Raw genomic sequence first — 23,439 nt, forward strand, 5'->3', positions numbered from 1 at the left:
GAGACGGAAGCGACCCGTCTCTGTTGTTTCCTTGATTACTTCAGTAGATCTCCTTGTTCAGGGGAGACAGTAATTTCACCAGATTTAATTTTTTCAACTACTTCATTAGTTTGAGTTACAGTATCATCGCTAAGGTTAGGATTTTCTGCAGGAATACCTACACCATTGTTTTTAACATCAAATGTTAAAGTTTCTCCACCTTTGAAGTCACCGTTGATTTCGTCTTGGATCATATCAAAAGCAACTTGCCCTAAGTTTTTCATTGCTGAAGTAAGGACAACTGATGTTTCTCCATCTTCAAGTAATCCGTCAGCATATTGGTCAACGTCTACCCCTACGATCCATACTTGCTCACCAGCATCTACACGAGTCTTAGCTTCATTAATAGCTCCAACTCCAACTCCACCAGCTGCTGTAAAGATCACATTTACTCCACTTTCATACATTTGAGCAGCAATTTGCTGACCCGCTGCAACATTATCAAAGCTTCCTTGGTAAATTACGTTTTCTGCTTTCATACTAACATTTGTACCAAGATTTTCGTTCGCGTATTTAATACCTTGTTGGAAGCCCCAATTGAATTTTTGTACAGCTGGAATTTCCATTCCACCGATAAATCCTGCTTCAGCTTCTTTTAATTCTAGCGCAGATGCAACACCAGCAATAAATCCTGATTCATGCTCTGCGAAGAAGATTGATACTGTATTGTCTTTAACTGTTACATTATAGTCACCAGCATGAGGTGCTCCGTCAATAATTACAAACTTAGCATCTGGATATTTGTCTTGAGCTTGGAATACAGCTGTTTCAAACTTGAATCCAGGTGTAACGATAAACTTATAATCAGCGTCGTATAGGTTACCAATCTCTTTCAAATAATCTGCCTCAGTAGTCCCAGCAGGCTTTAAATACTTTTCAGATATACCAAGCTCATCTGCAGCTTGTACAATTCCTTCCCAAGTACCTTGGTTAAATGACTTATCATCTATTGTTCCAGCGTCAGTAACCATACCAACCTTCATACCATCGCCTGCGCCTGTAGCTTCTCCACCTTCTTCAGCATTATCTCCTGCAGTTCCACATGCAGCAAGGAAGGTAATTAATGAGAACACTAATAAATACAATAATCCTTTTTTCATTTTTTCTAACCCCCAAATTTTTTAAAAAATGTAATCTTTTACTACAAAATCATTATAGCTTGTTATAAATATATTGACAAAACAATTTTTCAAGAGCATTAGCTACCATTTATTAAGATGTTCAACTTAGCGCAAATTTATTATATACGTTTTCTAATAACGTGGAAGCTAAATTGATCTGCTCGGAAAAAATTGAGTGAAAATAACACTGGTTGTTCGTCTTGATCAAAATGCATTTGCTTAAGTAATAATAATGCTGTCTCAGGCTCACAATTCAAGATAGGTGAGATTTTTTCATGATACCCTAACGGTTCAATGTGAGTAACCGCATGAGATATGAAAATCCCTGATTTCTCAAGCACCCTAAACACCGATTCCTCAGAATGAGAATAACCGGTTTGAAAATATTTAGTCGGTATCTTATCAATACAATACACAACTGGGTCGCCATCCGCTGTCCTAACTCTCTCAACCACAAGAATCTCGTCCTCTATTGAGCAATTAAACCTTCTTATATCTTCTTCAGTGGGACCTTGTTCATGAGAAGACAAAAAGATCGTTCCTGGTACTTTACCAGCTTGTTTAATCATATTAGTCACACTATTTAACTGTTCAATTCCCGATGTAAATAATGGACGTGGATTAACAAATGTTCCTACTCCGTGTCTTCTAACTACGACGTTCTCTTCCTCTAAAATTCGCAAGGCCTCTCTCAAGGTTGCTCGACTAACACCAAGATGCTTGGCTAAATCAAATTCAGAAGGTAGCTTCTCACGCTCTTTATAGACACCATTTTCAATATCACTTTTTAAACGATCAATAACCTGTAAATATAAATGCCGGTTATCGGATTTAATCGTCATAACCCGCCCCCCAGATCTTATCATGCATGAATCATGTACAAAGTCCGATGTCTTACAGCTTTATTAATTTTCTTACTAATCGTCAATACTATACCACTTAATTTAAAAGAAATAAATAGGATTTCAGGAAAATTTGTCGAAAATTGGAGAAAGATTCTTATTGCACCAAAAGAGCGGGTTATTCCCGCTCCGATTTTTTCTATGATGTTGCCTCTTCATTTTTTTTGACAATTAGAACCTCTCTTGGTTTGCTTCCTTCGTAAGGTCCCACAACTCCTCTTGCTTCCATGGCGTCAATTAATCTAGCTGCCCTTGTATATCCTACTCTAAACCTTCTTTGTAACATAGAAACAGATGCTGTCTGCATTTCAACTACTAACTGAACGGCTTCATCATATAAGTCATCATCAACTTCGTTTGTTACTGTTGTAACTTCAGATGGAATCATATTCTCTTGATATTGTGCTTTTTGTTGAGAAATCACATAATCAACAACATCTTCAACTTCTTGATCAGATAGGAAAGCACCTTGAACACGCACAGGTTTAGACATCCCTGCTGGTAGGAAGAGCATATCCCCTTTTCCTAGCAACTTCTCCGCTCCACCCATATCTAGAATGGTTCTTGAGTCTGTCTGAGAAGAGACGCTAAAAGCAATCCTTGAAGGAATATTAGCCTTTATTACACCTGTTATAACATCTACAGATGGTCGTTGAGTCGCAATTATTAGATGAATTCCTGCTGCTCTAGCCATTTGAGCTAATCTAGTGATGGCATCTTCAACATCAGATGAAGCTACCATCATAAGATCGGCAAGCTCGTCCACAATTACAACGATAAATGGTAGTAACGGTTGCTTCTCAGCCTCTTCGGCATTTTGTCTCTTTATATATTCATTATAACCTTCTATGTTCCTAGTCCCCGTATGAGAAAATAATTCATATCTTCTTTCCATTTCAGAAACTACCTTCTTAAGTGCCTGTGATGCTTTTCTTGCATCTGTTACAACAGGTGCTAATAAATGAGGAATTCCATTATAAACATTTAATTCAACCATCTTAGGATCGATCATCATCATTTTTACTTCATGTGGTTTTGTTCTCATTAAAATACTAGTAATGATTCCGTTTATACAAACACTCTTTCCACTACCTGTTGCCCCTGCAACTAATAAATGAGGCATTTTGTTTAATTCAGAAACCACTGCTTCTCCCGAAATATCTCTACCTAAACCTATTAATAATTTAGCCTCTTTGTTTGAACTATGAGGAGTATCTATTACTTCTCTTAAAGTCACCATTGAGACTTCTTCATTTGGTACTTCAATCCCAATAGCCGACTTCCCTGGAATTGGTGCTTCAATTCTTATATCCTTAGCCGCTAAAGCTAATGCTAGATCATCACTTAAATTTACAATCTTGCTAACCTTAACACCCACATCTGGATATACTTCATATTTTGTAACCGCAGGTCCTAAATGGACCTTTTTAACACGTGCTTTAACGCCAAAACTTTCAAACGTTCGTTCAAGCTTTCTTATATTGGTTCGAATCAACTCATTATCATGACCACTTGATTGATTATTCGGTAAGGCTAAAAGGTCAAATGGTGGTAGAAGGTAATCAGGATTTTCTTCTTCTGTAAATGTTAGCTTCGGTGCTTCTACTTCCTCATCCTGAGGTTGATCCTGTTTCTTTACAGGCGGAACACTTTCAGTGGAAGTCTTATTTTTCGTTTGATCTTGAAAGTTTGAAATAATCGGCTGAATAATAGGATCTTCTTCCTCATCCTCCTCTTCAATTACTTCATTACCTTCAGTCTCTTCCTTCTTCTTGCTTGATTCCTTGCGTTTCTTAGTCTTTGCTAATGCATTCTTCTTTCCAATTCGTTGAAAGGTAGATTGGATGTCTGAAACAAATCCTTCAAATTGCTGTCTTATAAACAATAATACTGGCGTAATAACTTTTGCGGTTACATCCTTTAATGATTTACCCGTTAGTAAGATAGCTCCAATTACCATAAATAGAACTGCTATTAACTCCGTACCCTTTGCTGCAAACAATACATGAAATAAAGCAAATAAAACGGCGCCAACCATCCCTCCACCCAGGTCATGGGTTGCTGTTTCTCCAGCAACTTCACTCATAAACAATTCAAATGTATTACGAATGACTGATGGCTCACTAAACACACCGTCCTTAATAATGTCATCAAATAAATTAACATGACTAAACAATAATAAGGCTGAAATAATGAAATACAAGCCTATTAAACGTCGATGAAATAAAAATGGATTTTGACGTTTCCAAATATAGTAGATTGACATACATAGAAGCCCAAGTAAGAGAACAATATACCATTCACCTAGAAAAAACCTTGTAAAGGTTGTTAAGCTCTGTCCAACCATCCCAAGTCCAGATATCCCGATACAGGTTAACGCAAATAGTGTTAATCCTATTAGCTCAAATTTAATGGTATGTTTCCATTCTTGCTTATTCCTCTTCTGCCTTTGCTTCTGCTTTGCCATTATTACACCTCAGATTTCTTTCTGTATATATCTATTATAAAAACATTATTTCCATAAGTTCAATGCTTGTTTCGAATTATTTCCCATAACAAAGAAAAAAGAGCTTAAGGAGGCCCTTAAACTCTTGTAATACCTTGATTCATTGGAATCATTTTACCTGGACAATAATCTTCTGTTAAAAAATCCAAAGGATCTGTACTTAGTAAGCGAACAATACGATATTGATCTTCACTTTTTTCTACCATCATAGAGACACCGTTCATTTCAATGACTTGATGGTTATTATATTGCGTATGATCTGTTGGAAAGATTAATTCCTCAGGCATTATTGTGTATAGGCTCATTGAATCAACTTCCCATCTTGATTGACACTCGCTCTTTCTTCAATCAATTTATTTAATTTTGCAATTGCCTTACCGATACCGCCTACCTCGTTAATGAGCCCATACTTAACTGCGTCCTCACCCACTACATTTGTACCGATATCTCTCGTTAAATTTCCTTTTGAAAGCATGAGTTCTTTAAAACGGTCTTCTGTTATATTTGAGTTTTTAGTAACAAATTTAATTACTCTATCCTGCATTTTATCTAAGTATTCAAATGTTTGAGGAACACCGATTACAAGTCCTGTTAATCTTACAGGATGAATTGTCATAGTAGCTGTTTCTGCAATGAAGGAATAGTTCGTAGAAACGGCTATTGGAACACCAATTGAATGTCCTCCACCTAACACGACAGAAACAGTCGGCTTTGATAGCGAGGAAAGCATTTCAGAAATAGCTAACCCTGCTTCTACATCTCCTCCTACTGTGTTTAAAATAATAAGTAAACCCTCAATTTTAGGATTTTGTTCAATTGCCACAAGCTGAGGGATCAGATGTTCATATTTTGTTGTTTTATTTTGAGGCGGTAATTGAACATGTCCTTCAATTTGTCCAATGATCGTTAAGCAATGGATTTTAGATTCATTTCCCATTTGTGGAACATTGGTTTGTCCAAGCTGTTGTATTTTATCTAAAAGACCTTCTTTAGGATCTTCCTTTTTTTCAGTATCCTGTTCGGATTGTTGACCTGTAACGCTTTGCTTCTCCATAGACATGGATATCCCCTTTCACTAAATAAGATATCCTTAGTATGAACTTTCCATATGTTTTCATTCTATAAGTCGCAAGAAGATTTTAATGAGTAGAAATTAGTTTTAAAATAATCTGGTTTTATATGCTATGTTTCATTCTAAATTGCTACTACACTCACAGCGGAACAAAAAAGCCAACTCAAAAGAGTTAGCTTTAAATTCCTTATTATGCTTCCATAATGATAGGCAAGATCATCGGACGACGTTTTGTTTTCTCATACAAAAATTGATTTAAAGAATCTCTAATACTTACTTTGATAGAAGACCAATCCATATCCTTGTCTTCAATGCATTTATGAATGATTCCTTTTACAATATCAGATGCATCAACTAAAAGTTTTTCGGATTCACGAACATAGACAAATCCTCTTGAAATAATTTCTGGACCTGCCTTAAGGTGATTACGATCTTTACTAAGTGTCACGACCACAACTAAAATCCCGTCTTGTGATAATAGCCTTCTGTCTCTTAACACAATGTTACCAACGTCTCCAACACCTAATCCATCTATTAATACATTGCCTGTATTTACTTTATTTCCATAAGTGGCTTCTTGATTAACAAACTCAATCGCTTCTCCCTTATCTACTAGAAATATCTGATCCGTTTTCATTCCTAGTGATTCAGCAACCTTTGCATGAGCTCTTTGCATTCGAAATTCACCATGAATCGGAATTAAATATTTAGGGTTCATAAGATTAAGCATCAATTTAATCTCTTCTTGATAGCCGTGACCAGCAACATCAATCTTCTTATCATATACAACATTGACACCGGCACGATATAAAAGATCTATTGACTTTGCAATAGTTATTTCTGTAGCAGGGGTAGATGCAGTAGCCACTATAACTGTATCTCCTTGCTTAATCTGTATTTGTTTATGTGTTCCTTTTGCAAGCTTAGAAAGAGCACTTACTGGATCTCCTTGATAACCTGATGCCACCATAACAACCTCATGGTCAGCTAGTTTTGAACGATCATTCCATGCTACAAGTGTCTCCTCAGGTAAATGGATATAATCCAATTCTTTTGCAATTTCAAGTGACTCGTTTAACTTTTTCCCTACGAATACTACTTTTCTTTTTGATTCTTTTGCTGCTTGTACAATATTTTGCAGACGTTGAATATTAGTTGCATACGACACTATAATAATTCGACCAGTCTGTTGATAAAAGGCTTCACTAAGGAAACTCGCTACCTGACTTTCTGATCCTGAATAACCTGGCTTTTCGGCATTCATACTATCTGATAAAAGACACAAAACACCTTTTCTACCGATTTGTGCCATCTTTTCTAAATCCGCACCATACAAGCCAATTGATGTTTGATCAAACTTATAATCACCTGTATAGACAATGGCACCTTGTGGTGTATCAAAAATAATTCCGATCGAATCAGGAATATTATGTGTTGTTCTAAAAAACGAGACAGATATCTCTTCGAATTGAATCGACTGATGCTGATCTACTTCATGAAACTCGACTATCTGATTTCCCTTTAATTCTTCTTTCACTAACCCTAATGTAAATTTAGTACCATATACAGGAGCAGTTAACTTTTTTAGAATATATGGAAGCCCACCTATTTGTTCCGGATGACCATGTGTTAAAAAGATTCCAACTATTTTATTTTGATTTTCTATCAAGTAAGAAATATCGGGAATTACTGCATCAATACCGAACATTTCATCACCTGGTACCATTAAGCCTGCTTCAACAATAAAAATTTGATTGTTCGTCTCTAGGACGTACATATTCTTGCCGATTTCGCCGGCTCCCCCGAGTGCAAATACTTTAATTTTCTCTATTTCCTTCGTAGCCAATGTATAATCCTCCTGTGTCAATAAAAAAATAAAGCCCGTTCATTGCTATATCCACATTATAACTGATGAAATAAATGGAATACAAGATAATTATAGGAAGGTAGAGAAACCTCCATCAACAAGTGGCAAGGTGTACTGAAGGCAATAACAAGAAAATCTTCCATTTATCTCGAGTAACAGGGTATTATAGTTATCTCTAACAAACAAAAAAACCAGCCTGTATAGGCTGATTCTTTTATATCGTATTCAGTACTTTAGTTAAGGTACTTCTTTCTTGATCTGTAAGTGGAACCAATGGCAATCTTACTGAACCAACATCCAATCCTTTTAGCTGCAAAGCAGTCTTTACTGGCGTGGGACTTGGAGCTTGAAATAGAGATTTCATAATCGGCAACAGGCGCTGATGCTGTTTTGCTGCAGATGTATAATCACCAGATTGAAAGGATTGAACCATGTTTTGCATTTCGTTCCCAATAATATGGGATGCAACAGATACAATTCCTTTACCACCAATTGATAATACTGGTAAAGTTAACCCATCATCTCCGCTATATAAATCAAAATCCTCTGGTGTGGCTGCAATGATAGCTGTCATGGCATCTAGGTCACCACTTGCCTCTTTAACTGCAACAATGTTTTTAATTTCTGATAGCTTTACAATTGTATCAACTGACATATTCACTACAGAGCGTCCTGGAATATTATAAAGCATTACTGGAAGCGAAGTAGATTCAGCAATTGTCTTAAAGTGCAAGTACATTCCTTCTTGATTCGGCTTATTATAATAAGGTGCTACTAGCATAACTGCATCAACACCAGCTTCTTCAGCCTTTTTAGTTAATTCTATTGACTGTCTTGTATTATTACTACCTGTTCCAGCTATGACAGGTACTCTACCTTCAACTACACTAACCACATGCTTAAATAACGCAACCTTTTCTTCACTTGTTAAAGTAGGAGATTCTCCAGTTGTTCCTGATATAACAAGAGAATCAGACCCGTTCTTAATCAAGTAGTTTACTAATTGAGTCGTCTTTGCAAAATCTATATTCCCTTTACTATCAAATGGTGTAACCATTGCTGTAGAAACTTTTCCAAAATCCATTGCAAATTCCTCCTTAAACCTAACTTTCAACTTCACTTTCTGCTAAATTAAACGCATCATGTAGCGAATTCACAGCTAACACTAAATCATCTTCCTTAACTAGCACCCAAATCGTTGTATTACTGTCTGCTGATTGAAGGATTTGAATACCATTTTCAGAGAGAGCTGTTACTATTTTAGAAGTAACTCCTGGAACACCACTCATCCCTGCACCTACTGCAGATACCTTTGCACATTTCCTTGTAACAACTGGTTCGTACCCAAGTCCTTCCAGAATTTCGATTGCTTGGTCTGTGTGATCGCCCGACACAGTATATACTACTCCAGTAGGTGTGATATTAAAGAAATCAACACTGATCTCAGCATTTGCCATCGCTTTAAAGACTTCTTTTTGGGTATTATAATGTCCTTCTTTTGAAAGTACTTTAAATTGAGAAACATTCGAAACGTGAGCAATCCCCGTAATAACTCTTTCGTTAAAGTCAGTGCCCTTCTTGGCATTTCCTAAAGTAGTAACAAGTGTTCCTGTAGTATCTGAATACGTAGAACGAACTCTAATCGGAACCTTTCCATGCATGGCAATTTCAACTGCTCTAGGATGAATTACTTTTGCCCCTTGATAGGCCATATTACAAATTTCTGTATAGGTGACTATGTCAAGTGAACGGGCATTTTCAACAATCCTAGGGTCCGCAGTCATGACACCTTCCACATCGGTAAAGATATCAATCCATTCAGCATTTAAGGCAACACCTAACGCGGATGCAGACGTATCACTTCCACCTCTACCTAATGTGGTAATAAAACCATCTTTTGATAACCCTTGAAAGCCAGCCACTACAATGACATCATTATCATTAAGCATGTCAACCAGTTCATCACACTGCATATCAATAATTTTGGCATTTAAATGTTCATTATTCGTTCGGAAGCCCGCCTTTGCTCCAGTGATTGCTGTTGCTTTAATACCTCTTTCGTTTAACATGCTTGAAAATACAATAGAAGAAATTGTTTCACCACATGATAACAAAAGATCGTATTCCCGCTTACTAATCTTACCTTTGGTCCCACCAACTAGGTTTAACAAAGTATCTGTCGCATATGGGTCTCCACTTCTACCCATCGCAGATACAACTGCCACTACTTTATAACCAGATGACATGGCTTCTTGTACATGCCTAATAGCATGCAGACGACTTTCCTCATTTTTAACTGATGTCCCACCAAACTTTTGAACAATAATTTTCATCTTGCCACCCCCTTTATCATTGTTAGAGGAAAAAGGGAGTCACTACTCCCTTTTTGACTATAAAATTAGGATTACTTCACAATACCTAATTTAACTAAGCTTTCAGCGATCTGAACAGAGTTCCAAGCAGCACCTTTTAATAGATTATCTGATACAACCCACATATGAAATCCTTTATCATCTGTTAGGTCTTTACGAATTCTACCAACAAACACATCATTCTTACCAACACTATGGGCAGGCATTGGATATTCCTGTTCACTTGGATTATCCTGAAGAGTCACTCCGGGTGCTGATGCAAGTAATGTCTTTATATCGTTAGAAGTAACACCTTCTTTTTCTACCTCAATAAATACACTTTCAGAATGGCCAGTCGCAATCGGTAATCTTACGCAGGTTGCAGCAACCGAAAGATCTTCCATTCCCATAATTTTCTTTGTTTCATTAATCATCTTCATTTCCTCAAAAGTAAATCCATTATCTTGGAATTTATCAATTTGTGGAATTGCATTAAACGCAATTTGATATTTTTTTTCATCAGCACTTACTGGTAATATTTCTGGTGTAAATTCCTTACCATCTATGATTGCTTTTGTTTGATTCATTAGCTCATCCACAGCTGCAGCTCCTGCACCTGAGACAGCTTGGTAGGTTGAAACAATTATTTTCTTAAGTCCATATGCCTGACGCACTGGTTCTAAAGCTACAACCATTTGAATGGTAGAGCAATTAGGATTTGCAATGATTCCATTATAATCAAAAAGTGCCTTCTCGTTTACCTCAGGAACAACAAGAGGTGTATTTTCATCCATACGGAATGCACTTGTATTATCTACGACAATTGCCCCTCTTTTTACTGCTTCTGGAGCAAGTTCTTTAGAAACAGATCCACCCGCACTAAAAAGAGCTATTTGAACACCTTCAAAGCTTTCTGGAGTAGCTTCTTGTACAGTGAACTCTTCTCCTTTGAAAACTACTATCTTTCCTGCAGAACGTTTTGAAGAAAGTAGAGTCAGCTTTGAGATTGGAAAGTCTCTGTCTTGTAATGTTTTAAGCATTTGTTCCCCAACAGCACCAGTTGCTCCTACGACTGCAACATGAAAACCATTTACCATTTTTATATATACCCCTTCCACTTTTAACCAAAGATATTATGACAAGCAAAGGAAGGAGAAAATGTTATTCTCTCCTTCAATTAATACCTTTTATTGTATCATATCTCTATACAATAGAAGAGTAAATTTTCTACTCCTCATCTAGAAATCTTTCAATAATAACAGGCTGTAATTGCTTCCCTTCAAGAGCTGCCACTACAGTATCTACTAGTGAACTCATTCTAGCAACCATTGAATTAGGCTTTTTGTCTGGCGCATCTTGACCAAATGGAATGAAGTAAATATTCTTAGTTGACATTAGTTTCATCAGGTTCATACCATTTAAGCCTAACGCGTCATTTGTAGAAATACCTAACACAACAGGCTTTTGATTTCTTAAAGTTGCTTTAGCAGCCATTAATACAGGTGAATCAGTCATTGCATTAGCAAATTTACTCATTGAATTCCCTGTTAATGGAGAAACGATCATACAATCTAAAGGAAGCTTTGGACCTAGTGGCTCAGCCTTAACAATGGAATCAATTAGCTTATTGCCAGTAATCTCTTCTAGTTTCCCAATCCATTCATCACCATCGCCAAATCTTGTATTCGTTAACCGAACTGTATCTGTAGCAACAGGAATTACTTCAGCTCCTGCTTCCATTAGCTTCTCAATTTGTGGAACAACTGCATCATACGTACAATGAGAACCTGTTAAACCAAATCCAATTCGTTTTCCTTTTAAAGATGTCATTATGCATTCCCCTTCCTATCTAAAACATCTTCCTTTAATAATTGTGTTAACACATTCGCTACAATTTGCCCTGCTGTCTTTGGAGCAACAATTCCCGGTAGACCAGGTGCTAACAAAGCTTTAATTCCTCTTTTTTCAGCGTAACGAAAATCAGTACCACCTGGCTTAGAAGCTAAATCAATAATTAAGGTGTGAGGTGGCATTTTAGAAATTACACTAGCTGTTACAATCTGATGAGGAACGGTATTGATGCAAACATCAATATCCTGAACCTCTTGCTCTAAATCTGAAAGTTGAAAAGGTTTCATTCCCATTTCAAATATCCTTGCAAGATGCTCACTCTTCCTAGCTCCTACCCTGACATTTGCTCCTAACGCTGCGAACGACCTTGCTACACTAAGCCCAACGCGTCCCATACCTAAGACAACGACATTTGAGCTATGAATTGTCATTTCTGTATGCTGAATCACCATCATAATTGTTCCTTCTACGGTAGGAATTGAGTTATAAATGGCTACGTCGTCTCGTTCAAATAACTTAACTAATTTTCGGTTTGTAGAATCTACTAGACCATCTAGATAGTTGTTACTAATACCTGAGTAGATCGTACAATGCTCTGGTGTCTTGGACATGAGCTCATTCGTTAATACAACTTTTTCATTTGAAAAAATTGTATCAACCTCTCCTTCACTATTTGTGCCGGCTACTGGTAGGATGATGGCATCAATTTCTGTGAAGTCTACTTCATCTATTTGTTCCTTTGAAGCACCAGTGAAGCCATGATCAAGCTGATCAAAGCCAATTAATGAAAGCTTTGCATCCAAATCAGTCAGCTTTCGGATGACTTCAAGCTGTCTTGCATCACCACCAATTACTGCTATATGCAATCCAGTTAACATGGTTTTCATTCACCTTCTTTTTGTAATCTGGCAATTTTTAATACAAATGCCTTAACGATTCTGTGCACTTTACTTCAACATCTTATGTAGGAGGCTATTATTAGGTGAATAATTATGTTCATTGGAGAAATGGAATATCTCGGTTAGTTACTAGCAGAGCCTATAAAACAGCGATTTAACTTTTTTTATACGAAGAAAAAAAGATGCTTTAAGCCATTTACTGGCTCAAAACATCTCTTAGTTTTACTTTCTATTTGCGTAAGGAGGATCCTCATGGACATCAATGATAATCATATCTGCACCAATTTTCTTAATATGATGCCATGGGACTCGAATATCTGTACCTTGTCTCTTAAAACCAAACCATTTTATAGTTGGAATGATGAAAGCCTTAATATGTCCGGTTGTTTCATCAATTTCAAGATCTGTTTGACCCAGAATCCCTAGACGTTCTGCTCGCTTCATATCAACAATCTCTTTTCCACTTAGCTCACTTAGTCTCATATCACACTTCCTTTTTTTATGGACTATCCCTTAATATATATGTATCGAAAAACTTAAAAAAAATGCCTGTAAGATGGTCTCTTACAGACATTTTGTTCTTGGTTAAGAAATTATACTTTTTCATTTCTTGTTACTTAGCCCGTCATCATTACTGCCGGGGCTCTTGCGCCTTTTGTTTTATTGAATAGCCTCGGGTAGCTTTCCATCTGGACTCACAAGTGATACTGAAGGTTCTGTATTAAAAATCGTAGTTGCTAGTTGGTTAACAGATTCCTCTGTTACCTCATTAACATATTCCAGAATCTCATCTAGCGTTCGATGTCTCTTTAATAGTAGTTCATTCTTCCCATTACGGCTCATCCTACTATTTGTACTTTCAAGACTCAACATTAAACTGCCCTTAATCTGTTCCTTACTATTTACAAGTTCTTTAGTTGTAATACCTTTATCCATTAACGTAGATAGGGTTTGTTGAATGGTGTCATACAATACATTCAACTGTTGACTCCCTGTTCCACCATAAATGGTTAGCATTCCATTATCCTTGAAGGAGGAATGATATGAGTATACAGAGTAAGCTAACCCTCTTTGCTCTCGAACCTCTTGAAACAGTCGGCTACTCATACTTCCACCTAGAACATTATTTAATACAATGAGGCTATAGATTTTTTCATGCCCAACCTGAAGACCATTGTAACCTAGGCATAAATGCGCTTGCTCTGTTTCCTTTTTTCTAGCCAATTTTTCATGATAAAATGTGGGTGCCGATGTTTCAGCCAAATTTTTTCCTGTTTCATAGCTTCCGAAAAATTGTTCAACTACCTTAATAAACTCTTCGTCAATGTTTCCAGCTATAGAGACAACCACGTTTTCAGGTATATATGTTTCATTCATATAATTTCGTAACGTATCACCATTAAATGTAGTAAGAGTTTCCTCTGTTCCAAGGATCGGGTATCCTAGTGCATGATCCTTATAAGCAGCTCTACTTAATAAGTCATGAACGATATCATCCGGAGTATCCTCATACATTTTAATTTCCTCGAACACAACATTCTTTTCTTTCTTTAGCTCTTCTTCATCAAAGGTAGAATTAAAGAACATATCTGCCAATACCTCTAGGGCATAATTCGCATGCTCATCCAACACCTTTGCATAATAACAGGTATATTCCTTAGAAGTAAAAGCATTCACTTGACCGCCAATACTATCAAATGATTCAGCAATCTCTCGAGCAGAACGTGTTTTTGTTCCTTTAAAGAACATATGTTCAAGGAAGTGAGAAACGCCGTTATTTTCAGGTGTCTCATTTCTAGAGCCTGTTCCAATCCAAACACCAATTGCTACTGATCTTACGGTTGGAATATTTTCAAGTACGATTCTTACTCCATTTTTGCAGGTAAATTTTTTAATCAAAATCTTTCCTCCTAAATAAGGATCTCTCCTACATGATATGTCTATTATTGCTTTTCTTGTGATATAGGTGGAAGATCTACTCTCTTTTCACTCAACAGGTTTGTTACATGACCTAACTTCAAATTCTTTTCTTTTATTCTAACAATGAGTGAATCCAAAGACTTTGCTGTAGAATCTGTAGGGTGCATTAATATTAATGCTCCTGGATGAACCTTATTCATCACCCTCTCAATGAGAGTTTCAGGTGTTGGTTTTTGCCAATCAATGGTGTCTACACTCCATAAAATCGTTCCCAACTCTAATTCTGACGCTATGTTTACTACCTCTTGACGGTAGCTACCGCTTGGTGGTGCAAACCATGTTGGTTTCTTCCCTGTGGTTGCTTCAATGACATTATTTGTTGAGACTAATTGCTCGCGTACTAAAGAAGTTGTCATTGTTTTAAGATTAGGGTGATTGTAAGAGTGATTCCCGACTTCATGACCAGCATCCACAATCATTTTTGCTAGATCAGGATTTTCTTTGACCCATCGCCCCTCCAGAAAAAACGTAGCACTTACCTTGTGCTTTTTTAAGGTTTCAAGCATAGATGGAATGTACTCATTACCCCAAGCAACATTTATGATAAATGACACCATGTGCTTGTCAGGGTGACCTCGATAAATAGGTTCTGGTGGTAAATCAGATAAATGAATAGAAGGAGGTACCTCTTTGTACACTAATTTCTTTGAATCAAACATACCTTCTTTTTTCATATTCTCATATGATGCTTCTATATCTACTTTTAACCCGTTATACCCAGGTGTTGCTTTCCAAACCTTATCTACCTCGGCATTCTGAGGACTTTTCTCATACTTTTCTACATTAGATTTAATTTCGTCGTACAATGAATCAACCTGTTTAGATACCATCATCACACTGGGCTGTTTTAGCTCAGATAAATAAAAACTAGTATAGGGATTTTGAACGGACCCCAATGTTACTAATAATATTGAAGAAAAAGTAAATAACTGCAATGTCATTCTTTTCATTTTTTAACATCCCCCTTGTAAATAAAAATATGTAAAAGGGGGACAAGGTAGAACAAAAAGCTCAGGCGCTCCTTAGCTTCAGGCATAGCAAATGTTCCTTGAAGAGAAAAAAGATGATCTTCCCTTTTACTCTTCAAGTGGTATCCCGGTCTATCTGGCGCTTTATTTAAATTATAGAAAATAATAAAAAGAAAAAAATTACTTGTAATTGCTTATTCTTGAACAAAAAGAAGCCGGATTCCCAGCTTCTTCTTAAGGTTTTATTCGGCATCTCTGCCTATAAAGCCCAATGGTTACACTACGAAAAGCTAGTTCTCAGAACACTAGACTTCTCAGCTTCACCCTGCTTTAAGATGTTGGGTTGGCATCCTTTTGCTCTTTTAGCACGACTTTACGTGAGAGGTTAACACGACCTTGCTTGTCTACTTCCGTTACCTTCACTAGGATCTCATCACCGATTGACACGACATCTTCCACTTTTCCAACTCGCTCTTCAGCCAGCTCAGAAATATGTACGAGCCCATCTTTCCCGCTAAATAGCTCTACAAATGCACCAAACTTTTCAATTCTTTTTACTTTTCCTAGATACATCTGCCCAACTTCAACTTCTCGGACAATATCTTCGATAATCTTTTTAGCTTTTTGGTTCATGTCTTCATGAATAGAAGAGATAAATACTGTTCCATCCTGTTCTATATCAATCTTAACACCAGTCTCTTCAATAATTTTATTGATTTGCTTACCACTTGGTCCAATGACATCTCTAATTTTATCTGGGTTGATCGACATTGTTAGGATTTTTGGAGCATATTGTGACAGCTGAGCACGTGGTTCGTTAATTACGCTTAACATATGCTCTAAGATGTGTAGTCTTCCTGTTCTAGCTTGTGTTAAGGCTTCCTCTAAAATTTCGCGGGATAAGCCTTCAATTTTTATATCCATTTGAAGAGCTGTTACACCTTTAGAAGTACCTGCTACTTTGAAATCCATATCCCCTAAATGATCTTCCATTCCTTGAATATCCGATAAAATGGTATAATGCTCGCCCTTTTTAACAAGCCCCATTGCAATACCTGCTACCGGTGCTTTAATCGGTACTCCTGCATCCATCATTGCTAATGTACTTGCGCAAATACTTGCCTGAGAAGTAGAACCATTAGATTCTAGAACTTCAGAAACCAAGCGGATTGTATATGGAAAATCCTTTTCAGAAGGAATAATCGGCTCAAGAGCACGTTCACCTAAAGCACCATGTCCTATTTCACGACGACCTGGTCCTCTCATTGGACCTGTTTCTCCAACACTAAAGAGTGGGAAGTTATAATGATGCATGAAACGCTTTTCCTCTTCTACACCTAGTCCATCTAAGATTTGCACATCTCCTAAAGCTCCTAATGTACAAATACTTAATGCCTGGGTTTGTCCTCTAGTAAATAGACCTGATCCATGTGTTCTTGGCAATAGACCAATTTCTGAAGCAAGTGGACGGATTTCATCCTACTTTCTTCCATCCGGACGAACCTTCTCTTGTGTGATCAGGCGACGCACCTCTTCTTTTACGAGCATATAAAGAACTTCAGAAACCTGTTTTAAGACGCTTCCCTCAACTTCTTTTGCTTCGTATTGAGCAAGAACTTCTTTTCTTACTTCATTAATTGCATCTTCACGAGCATGCTTTTCAAAAACTTGAACAGCCTTATTTAATTTTACCTCAGCTAGTTCACGAACTTCTTGCTCGATTGTAGCATCAACTTGATAAAGAACAACTTCACGTTTCTCTTTACCAACCTTTGCAATAATTGATTCTTGGAACTCAATAAGGCGTTTAATTTCTTCATGACCAAACATAATTGCTTCAAGCATAATTTCTTCTGGTACTTCATCTGCACCAGCTTCTACCATGTTAATAGCATCCTTTGTACCAGCTACAACTAGATGGATGTCAGACTTCTCCATTAGTTCAACAGATGGGTTAATGATAAACTCATCATTTACTCTTCCCACTGTTACTCCAGCGATTGGTCCTTCAAACGGGATATCAGATACACTTAGTGCTAAAGATGAACCGAACATTGCAGCCATCTCAGAAGAACAATCCTGATCAACACTCATTACAATACTAATAACCTGTACTTCATTACGGAAGCCCTCAGCAAATAACGGACGAATTGGACGGTCAATTAAACGACTTGCTAAAATTGCCTTTTCACTTGGACGTCCTTCACGCTTAATAAAGCCTCCAGGAATCTTACCAACTGCATATAAGCGTTCTTCATAATTTACTGTTAGAGGAAAGAAGCTTAAATCCTTTGGTTCTTTTGATGCAGTTGCTGTAGATAAAACTGCAGTATCACCGTAACGAATCATTACTGCTCCACTCGCTTGTTTTGCGAATTGTCCTACTTCAACTGTTAGTGGACGACCTGCCCAATTGGTGGAAAATATTTGTTTTTCTTGTCCCATATATGTACCCCTCTCTTGCTTTAAAAGTTCCTATGTATTTTTCAAATTAAATAATAAGCCAATAGTTAGTATTTCCTATAATATCTAAAACATATCAATTGTCTGCATATATGTAAATATTTTTTGTAATAAAACCCATAAAACGTACTATAAATGTAATGTATTGGAAAATTTATTTAGGATAATAAAAAAGCGGGATTACAATCCCGCTTTTTTACTAGGGAACAAAGTTCCCCTAAAAACGTCCTATTATCTACGTAAACCAAGCTTGTTGATTAGCTCGCGATAACGAGTAACGTCTTTGTTTCTTAAGTAGTTAAGTAAGTTACGACGCTTACCTACCATCTTTAAAAGACCACGACGTGAATGGTGATCCTTCTTGTGCGTGCGTAAATGATCATTTAACGTGTTGATTTGCTCTGTTAGGACAGCAATCTGTACTTCTGGTGATCCTGTATCAGAAGCGTGAGTTTTGTACTCACTAATGATTTCATTTTTGCGTTCTTGTGTTAAAGCCATCCTTTTCACCTCCTAATTTTCATCCCCGATTACCGAGCAAGCGTCGGTGATTCGACTTGCCAAGCAATGGTTCATAACATACGCTTATTATCATACCTAATCTAGCTTCATATTGCAAGTCTATTATAACTTCACCTTGAAGAATTCCTTTGCTTCCTTAACATCCTCATGAATTCTTGTTACAAGCTCCTGAATTCCATTAAACTTCTGCTCATCCCTAATTCTATTATGGAAGATTAATTCTACAGATTCACCATATATATTCTGATCAAAATCAAAGAGGTGGACTTCAATAGATTTTTCAGTAAGTTTTTGATGAAAGGTTGGTTTATAACCAATATTACAAACCCCTTTATAATACTCACCAAGAACATTTAACTCAACAGCATATACACCTGTTTTAGGAAGGTGGTAAGGCTCTACAAGTCCGATATTCGCTGTTGGAAATCCTATTGTGGATCCACGTTTTTCACCATGAACTATTTTTCCCCTAATGTTATAGAACCTTCCTAGTAGATTCGGTATTTCGTTAACCTGGCCATTTTCAAGAAGCTTTCTAATATAGGATGAACTAATTTTTTCACTTTGGAGGTGGACCTTATCAATGACAGTTTGTGTGAATTGACCTCGAGAGTGAAACGGAATTGTTTCCATTGTTCCCTTCCCCATTTTCCCATAAGTAAAATCAAAGCCAGCCACAACATGTTTTACATTCAAGTTAATTATATATTCATCAACAAATTCTTGAGGAAGTAATTGAGAAAACTCTTCCGAAAAATCTACGATATATAATTCATCGATTCCAAGCTTCTCGATGGCTTCAATTTTTTCATGCAGTGGGGTTAGCATATGTTGAATCGCTTGCTCTTTCCTTAAGATAACTGAAGGATGAGGATGAAAGGTCATAACGGCACTCTTGATTCCTTTTTGTCCTGCCAATTCCTTCGCAGTTAAAATTACCTTCTGATGCCCAATATGTACACCATCAAAATAACCAAAGGCCATCACCTTTTGAGCCTGCATCTTATTTGCAATTTTTGGGGGATGGCTTAAATAAATTGTTTCCACGTCGATCACCTTATTTCTAGTAATACCCCACCTAAATGTATAGAACCTTTGTTGGTTTCATTAACCCTGGCTTAGTAGGGTGTTTTTCATAGATAGCAAGGGCTTGGCCTGATTGATCTAATAACAGTACTTGATGATGCTCCTCAAGAATAGGAGACGTTTCCAGCACTGCACCATTCCTGACTTTTACTGCTACTTTATCATCAATTTCCAAGTTAGGCAAATGCTTAAGTGCTCGTTCAATCGGGATTAATATCGAATCTATTGCTCCAGTTTCCATTGCCTGCTCAATTTCTTCAAACGTTGAACATTCATCTAATTGAAAAGGGCCAGAGGCAGTCCTAACAAGATGTGACATGTGCGCTGGATAGCCAAGCTCCTCTCCGATCGTAACGGCTAGGGTTCTGACATATGTTCCTTTACTACAAGTAACCTTAAATGAAAAGCTGATTTGATTTCCCTCAAAGGAATCCCGATCATCTAATAAATTTAGGTCATATATTGTGATATCTCTCGATGGACGTTCAATCGTTTGTCCTTTTCTTGCATACTCATATAATTTTTTTCCATTTACTTTAACTGCAGAATACATAGGAGGAGTTTGTTTAATCTCACCGGTTAACTTATGTAGAACCTGTAAAATTTCATCTCGGGTAATGACTCGGTCAACAGGAACTTCCTTTACTGTTTCACCTGATGCGTCTTCAGTGGTAGTGGAATAACCTAATGTGACCTCGCCCACATAGGTTTTACTGTCACCCGTCATGTACTCTGCTATTTTGGTTGCTCTTCCAATACAAATTGGAAGAACCCCAGTTACGTCTGGGTCTAATGTCCCTGTATGACCGACCTTTTTGGTTTTCAGTATTTTTCGTAGTTTAAACACACAATCATGAGAGGTTAATCCTTTAGGCTTATGTAATAAAAGTATTCCTTCCATTTTTACCTCCAAAAGCTATTGATTTGATTAAACAAAACTGGATAGACTTTTTGTCTATCCAGTGTTTGTTAATCATCATTAAACTTCATCTTGTTGTGAAGATTTATTTAGTTCAGATAGCAATGATTCAATACGGTTACCGTAGTCCACTGATTCATCGAATTCGAATGTAATCTCAGGTGTTTTACGTAAACGAATTCGCTGGCCAATCTCACTTCGAATAAACCCTTTTGCCTTCGCTAACCCTTTTAATGTGTTTTGTCTTTGTTCTTCATCTCCTAAAACAGAAATGAATACTTTTGCTTGTTGGAGGTCTCCTGTAACTTCAACATCAGTCACAGTTACAAACCCTACGCGAGGGTCTTTAATTTTTCGACCGATAATTTCACCGAGCTCTTTTTTCATTTGCTCTCCAACTCGAGTTGCACGTAAACTCATACGATCACCTCGTTTAATACCATTCAAAGTTAGTAACGGCTCTTTCTATTTCCGGAAAGGAATCAATCATCTTCAAGCAATTTTGTAATTCTCTTTCAGTTGCTTGTTTAGATGAAGTTATGGCAACTACGCCTATAGTGGTTCGTTGCCATACATCTTGATGATCAATTTCTGAAACCGATACGTTAAATTTTTGCTTCAGTCTAGATATGATTCTTTGAAGAACTGCACGCTTCTCCTTTAACGACTGTGCATTATAAATGAAGCATTCACATTCAACAAATCCAATCATTATCTTTTAATTTCCTGCATCACATAAGCCTCAATGATATCGCCTTCTTTAATATCATTGAACTTTTCGATTGTAATTCCGCACTCATAGTTTTGAGCGACTTCTTTAACATCATCTTTAAATCGCTTTAATGTATCTAACTTTCCTTCGAATACAACGATTCCATCACGGATCACACGAACTCCGCTATCACGAGTGATTTTACCGTCAGTAACATAACTTCCTGCAATGGTTCCAACTTTAGAAACTTTAAAGGTAGTACGAACTTCAGCTTGCCCAATCACTTTTTCTTCAAATTCTGGGTCAAGCATCCCCTTCATCGCTGATTCAATTTCATCAATTACATTGTAAATGATACGATGTAAACGAACATCAACATCTTCTTGTTCAGCAGTCTTCTTCGCGTTAACGTCTGGACGTACATTAAATCCGATGACAATCGCATTAGAAGCAGAAGCAAGTATAATATCTGATTCAGTAATTGCACCAACACCCGTGTGGATGATTTTTACGCGAACACCTTCAACCTCAATCTTTTGAAGAGAAGCTGCAAGTGCTTCAGCTGAACCTTGAACATCAGCTTTAACGATAATATTAATGTCTTTAATATCACCTTGTTTAATCTGTTCAAATAGATCATCCAAGCTAAGCTTCGCTTTATCACCACGTTGCTCAATGAGTTGCTTTTGGGCACGTGCTTCCCCTACAGATCTTGCCATCTTTTCGTCAGCAAAAACCATAAATGGATCTCCTGCTAAGGGTACTTCATTTAGTCCTGTTATCTCAACTGGGGTAGATGGACCAGCCTCTTTAACACGACGACCAATATCGTTTACCATAGCACGAACGCGTCCAAAGCTATTACCTACAACGATTGGATCCCCAATACGTAGCGTACCATTTTGAACTAGAAGTGTTGCTACAGAGCCACGCCCTTTGTCTAATTGAGCTTCTACAACAGTACCTGTTGCAAAACGCTTAGGATTAGCTTTCCATTCTTCTACTTCACTTACTAATAAAATCATTTCCAATAAATCTTCAATACCTTCACCATTTAAGGCAGAAACTGGTACGAAAATCGTATCTCCACCCCAAGCTTCTGGAACTAAACCATGCTCAGTTAGTTCCTGCATAACACGGTCCGGATTAGCAGCAGGTTTGTCAATTTTGTTAACTGCGACAATAATTGGAACCTCTGCAGCTTTCGCATGATTAATTGCTTCAACTGTTTGAGGCATTACTCCATCATCAGCTGCAACAACTAAGATGGTGATATCTGTAATCTTCGCACCACGAGCACGCATTGTAGTGAATGCAGCATGACCTGGAGTATCTAAGAAGGTAATCTTCTTTTCGTTTACTTCTACCTGATAAGCTCCAATATGCTGGGTAATTCCCCCTGCTTCTCCCTCTGTCACTTTTGTATGACGGATGGAGTCTAATAAAGTTGTTTTACCGTGGTCAACGTGACCCATGATTGTTACAACTGGTGGACGAATTTGAAGATTCTCATCCTTATCTTCCATTTCATAACCTTCGAATTCTGTTTCTTCATATTCAATCTCTTCTTCTACTTCAACCCCATATTCACCTGCAATCAATTCAATTGTATCCTTATCAAGTGATTGGTTGATTGATGCCATTACACCAAGTACAAGAAGCTTTTTGATAATTTCTGAAGGCTCTTTCCCTAAACTAGCAGCTAGCTCAGCAACAGTTAGTGACCCCGAAAAAATAATTTTTTCAGGAAGTTCCGTTACTTTCCCCACCGTAGTCTGTTTCGCATTTTTCTTATGACGATTTTTTTGGAAAGCAACTTGCTCTTGCTGACCCGTTTTTTTGTTATCTTTTTCTTTACGCTTATTAGCACCCTTCTTCTTAGTAGGGGTGTTGTCTACTACATCGTCATCTTCATCATATGCTGCAGCCTTATTCTTTACAGTTGCAGTAGCTTCAGGTTTTTTCTTGTCATCCTCACCTGTCTTACTTTCTGCAGCTTTTGGTTCCTGAACTTGAGATCCTTGAAAACGCTGATCTAGCTTTTCAACAACATCGTCCTCAATTGTTGTCATATGGTTTGATACTTCTACGTTTAATTCTTTTAGTATATTAATCACTTCTTTACTTGATATGTTTTGTTTTTTTGCATATTCATAAACACGTATTTTACTCATACGTTCA

20 protein-coding genes and 1 pseudogene are annotated in these 23,439 nt (G+C 37.2%); all 21 read right to left on the reverse strand.

Annotation, left to right across the window (positions count from 1 at the left end):
- Positions 1–35 precede the first annotated feature (35 nt).
- A complete protein-coding gene (locus G4D63_RS00335) occupies positions 36–1,139 on the reverse strand; it encodes a BMP family lipoprotein (protein ID WP_163176549.1) in 1,104 nt (367 codons plus the stop codon).
- 140 nt (positions 1,140–1,279) lie between these two features.
- On the reverse strand, positions 1,280–2,002 hold the full coding sequence (locus G4D63_RS00340) for a GntR family transcriptional regulator (protein WP_163176551.1): 723 nt from the start codon (positions 2,000–2,002) through the stop codon (positions 1,280–1,282).
- 199 nt (positions 2,003–2,201) lie between these two features.
- Entirely contained in the window at positions 2,202–4,529 is a 2,328-nt protein-coding gene (locus G4D63_RS00345) for an FtsK/SpoIIIE family DNA translocase (RefSeq protein WP_163176561.1), read from the reverse strand.
- Between the two features lie 116 nt (positions 4,530–4,645).
- Positions 4,646–4,873, reverse strand: a complete 228-nt coding sequence (locus G4D63_RS00350) for a YlzJ-like family protein (RefSeq protein WP_163176563.1) — start codon at positions 4,871–4,873, stop codon at positions 4,646–4,648.
- On the reverse strand, positions 4,870–5,622 hold the full coding sequence (locus tag G4D63_RS00355; protein WP_163176565.1) for a ClpP family protease: 753 nt from the start codon (positions 5,620–5,622) through the stop codon (positions 4,870–4,872). The genes G4D63_RS00350 and G4D63_RS00355 overlap by 4 nt, the downstream gene beginning before the upstream one ends.
- A gap of 208 nt (positions 5,623–5,830) precedes the next feature.
- On the reverse strand, positions 5,831–7,486 hold the full coding sequence (locus G4D63_RS00360) for a ribonuclease J (protein WP_163176567.1): 1,656 nt from the start codon (positions 7,484–7,486) through the stop codon (positions 5,831–5,833).
- 235 nt (positions 7,487–7,721) lie between these two features.
- Positions 7,722–8,591 (reverse strand): 4-hydroxy-tetrahydrodipicolinate synthase, encoded by an 870-nt coding sequence (gene dapA, locus G4D63_RS00365; protein WP_163176569.1) that lies wholly within the window; start codon positions 8,589–8,591, stop codon positions 7,722–7,724.
- 19 nt (positions 8,592–8,610) lie between these two features.
- On the reverse strand, positions 8,611–9,840 hold the full coding sequence (dapG, locus tag G4D63_RS00370) for an aspartate kinase (RefSeq protein ID WP_163176571.1): 1,230 nt from the start codon (positions 9,838–9,840) through the stop codon (positions 8,611–8,613).
- A gap of 71 nt (positions 9,841–9,911) precedes the next feature.
- A complete protein-coding gene (gene asd / locus G4D63_RS00375; protein ID WP_163176573.1) occupies positions 9,912–10,955 on the reverse strand; it encodes an aspartate-semialdehyde dehydrogenase in 1,044 nt (347 codons plus the stop codon).
- A 130-nt stretch (positions 10,956–11,085) separates the two neighbouring features.
- Positions 11,086–11,688 carry a dipicolinate synthase subunit B gene (locus G4D63_RS00380; protein ID WP_163176575.1) on the reverse strand — a complete coding sequence of 201 codons (603 nt, stop codon included), beginning with the start codon at positions 11,686–11,688 and terminating at the stop codon, positions 11,086–11,088.
- Entirely contained in the window at positions 11,688–12,587 is a 900-nt protein-coding gene (dpaA, locus tag G4D63_RS00385; RefSeq protein WP_163176577.1) for a dipicolinic acid synthetase subunit A, read from the reverse strand. The genes G4D63_RS00380 and dpaA overlap by 1 nt, the downstream gene beginning before the upstream one ends.
- Before the next feature lie 243 nt (positions 12,588–12,830).
- Complete coding sequence (locus tag G4D63_RS00390; protein ID WP_163176579.1) at positions 12,831–13,091, reverse strand: YlmC/YmxH family sporulation protein; 261 nt, start codon at positions 13,089–13,091, stop codon at positions 12,831–12,833.
- 177 nt (positions 13,092–13,268) lie between these two features.
- Positions 13,269–14,507, reverse strand: a complete 1,239-nt coding sequence (locus tag G4D63_RS00395; protein WP_163176581.1) for a M16 family metallopeptidase — start codon at positions 14,505–14,507, stop codon at positions 13,269–13,271.
- Between the two features lie 44 nt (positions 14,508–14,551).
- Complete coding sequence (locus tag G4D63_RS00400) at positions 14,552–15,538, reverse strand: polysaccharide deacetylase family protein (protein WP_163176583.1); 987 nt, start codon at positions 15,536–15,538, stop codon at positions 14,552–14,554.
- A gap of 348 nt (positions 15,539–15,886) precedes the next feature.
- Positions 15,887–18,001: pseudogene (pnp, locus tag G4D63_RS00405) on the reverse strand (polyribonucleotide nucleotidyltransferase).
- Between the two features lie 249 nt (positions 18,002–18,250).
- Complete coding sequence (gene rpsO / locus G4D63_RS00410; protein WP_163176585.1) at positions 18,251–18,520, reverse strand: 30S ribosomal protein S15; 270 nt, start codon at positions 18,518–18,520, stop codon at positions 18,251–18,253.
- A 123-nt stretch (positions 18,521–18,643) separates the two neighbouring features.
- Complete coding sequence (ribF, locus tag G4D63_RS00415; RefSeq protein WP_163176587.1) at positions 18,644–19,588, reverse strand: bifunctional riboflavin kinase/FAD synthetase; 945 nt, start codon at positions 19,586–19,588, stop codon at positions 18,644–18,646.
- A 31-nt stretch (positions 19,589–19,619) separates the two neighbouring features.
- Positions 19,620–20,528 (reverse strand): tRNA pseudouridine(55) synthase TruB, encoded by a 909-nt coding sequence (gene truB, locus G4D63_RS00420; RefSeq protein ID WP_163176589.1) that lies wholly within the window; start codon positions 20,526–20,528, stop codon positions 19,620–19,622.
- Positions 20,529–20,606: 78 nt separating this feature from the next.
- Positions 20,607–20,966, reverse strand: a complete 360-nt coding sequence (gene rbfA / locus G4D63_RS00425; RefSeq protein WP_163176591.1) for a 30S ribosome-binding factor RbfA — start codon at positions 20,964–20,966, stop codon at positions 20,607–20,609.
- Between the two features lie 13 nt (positions 20,967–20,979).
- The gene (locus G4D63_RS00430; RefSeq protein WP_163176593.1) at positions 20,980–21,258 is read right to left on the reverse strand and encodes a DUF503 domain-containing protein; all 279 of its coding nucleotides are present in this window, start codon (positions 21,256–21,258) and stop codon (positions 20,980–20,982) included.
- Entirely contained in the window at positions 21,258–23,432 is a 2,175-nt protein-coding gene (infB, locus tag G4D63_RS00435; RefSeq protein ID WP_163176595.1) for a translation initiation factor IF-2, read from the reverse strand. Before infB ends, G4D63_RS00430 begins: the two co-directional genes overlap by 1 nt.
- Between the last annotated feature and the right edge of the window lie 7 nt (positions 23,433–23,439).

The organism is Bacillus mesophilus (assembly GCF_011008845.1).
Lineage (GTDB): Bacteria > Bacillota > Bacilli > Bacillales > SA4 > Bacillus_BS > Bacillus_BS mesophilus.

Bases quoted from the DNA above. Each gene is read 5' to 3' on its own strand.
- G4D63_RS00335 (WP_163176549.1), bottom strand. From the start codon at position 1,139: ATGAAAAAAGGATTATTGTATTTATTAGTGTTCTCATTAATTACCTTC.
- G4D63_RS00340 (WP_163176551.1), bottom strand. From the start codon at position 2,002: ATGACGATTAAATCCGATAACCGGCATTTATATTTACAGGTTATTGAT.
- G4D63_RS00345 (WP_163176561.1), bottom strand. From the start codon at position 4,529: ATGGCAAAGCAGAAGCAAAGGCAGAAGAGGAATAAGCAAGAATGGAAA.
- G4D63_RS00350 (WP_163176563.1), bottom strand. From the start codon at position 4,873: ATGAGCCTATACACAATAATGCCTGAGGAATTAATCTTTCCAACAGAT.
- G4D63_RS00355 (WP_163176565.1), bottom strand. From the start codon at position 5,622: ATGGAGAAGCAAAGCGTTACAGGTCAACAATCCGAACAGGATACTGAA.
- dapA (WP_163176569.1), bottom strand. From the start codon at position 8,591: ATGGATTTTGGAAAAGTTTCTACAGCAATGGTTACACCATTTGATAGT.
- dapG (WP_163176571.1), bottom strand. From the start codon at position 9,840: ATGAAAATTATTGTTCAAAAGTTTGGTGGGACATCAGTTAAAAATGAG.
- asd (WP_163176573.1), bottom strand. From the start codon at position 10,955: ATGGTAAATGGTTTTCATGTTGCAGTCGTAGGAGCAACTGGTGCTGTT.
- G4D63_RS00380 (WP_163176575.1), bottom strand. From the start codon at position 11,688: ATGACATCTTTAAAAGGAAAACGAATTGGATTTGGTTTAACAGGTTCT.
- dpaA (WP_163176577.1), bottom strand. From the start codon at position 12,587: ATGTTAACTGGATTGCATATAGCAGTAATTGGTGGTGATGCAAGACAG.
- G4D63_RS00390 (WP_163176579.1), bottom strand. From the start codon at position 13,091: ATGAGACTAAGTGAGCTAAGTGGAAAAGAGATTGTTGATATGAAGCGA.
- G4D63_RS00400 (WP_163176583.1), bottom strand. From the start codon at position 15,538: ATGAAAAGAATGACATTGCAGTTATTTACTTTTTCTTCAATATTATTA.
- rpsO (WP_163176585.1), bottom strand. From the start codon at position 18,520: ATGGCTTTAACACAAGAACGCAAAAATGAAATCATTAGTGAGTACAAA.
- truB (WP_163176589.1), bottom strand. From the start codon at position 20,528: ATGGAAGGAATACTTTTATTACATAAGCCTAAAGGATTAACCTCTCAT.
- rbfA (WP_163176591.1), bottom strand. From the start codon at position 20,966: ATGAGTTTACGTGCAACTCGAGTTGGAGAGCAAATGAAAAAAGAGCTC.
- G4D63_RS00430 (WP_163176593.1), bottom strand. From the start codon at position 21,258: ATGATTGGATTTGTTGAATGTGAATGCTTCATTTATAATGCACAGTCG.
- infB (WP_163176595.1), bottom strand. From the start codon at position 23,432: ATGAGTAAAATACGTGTTTATGAATATGCAAAAAAACAAAACATATCA.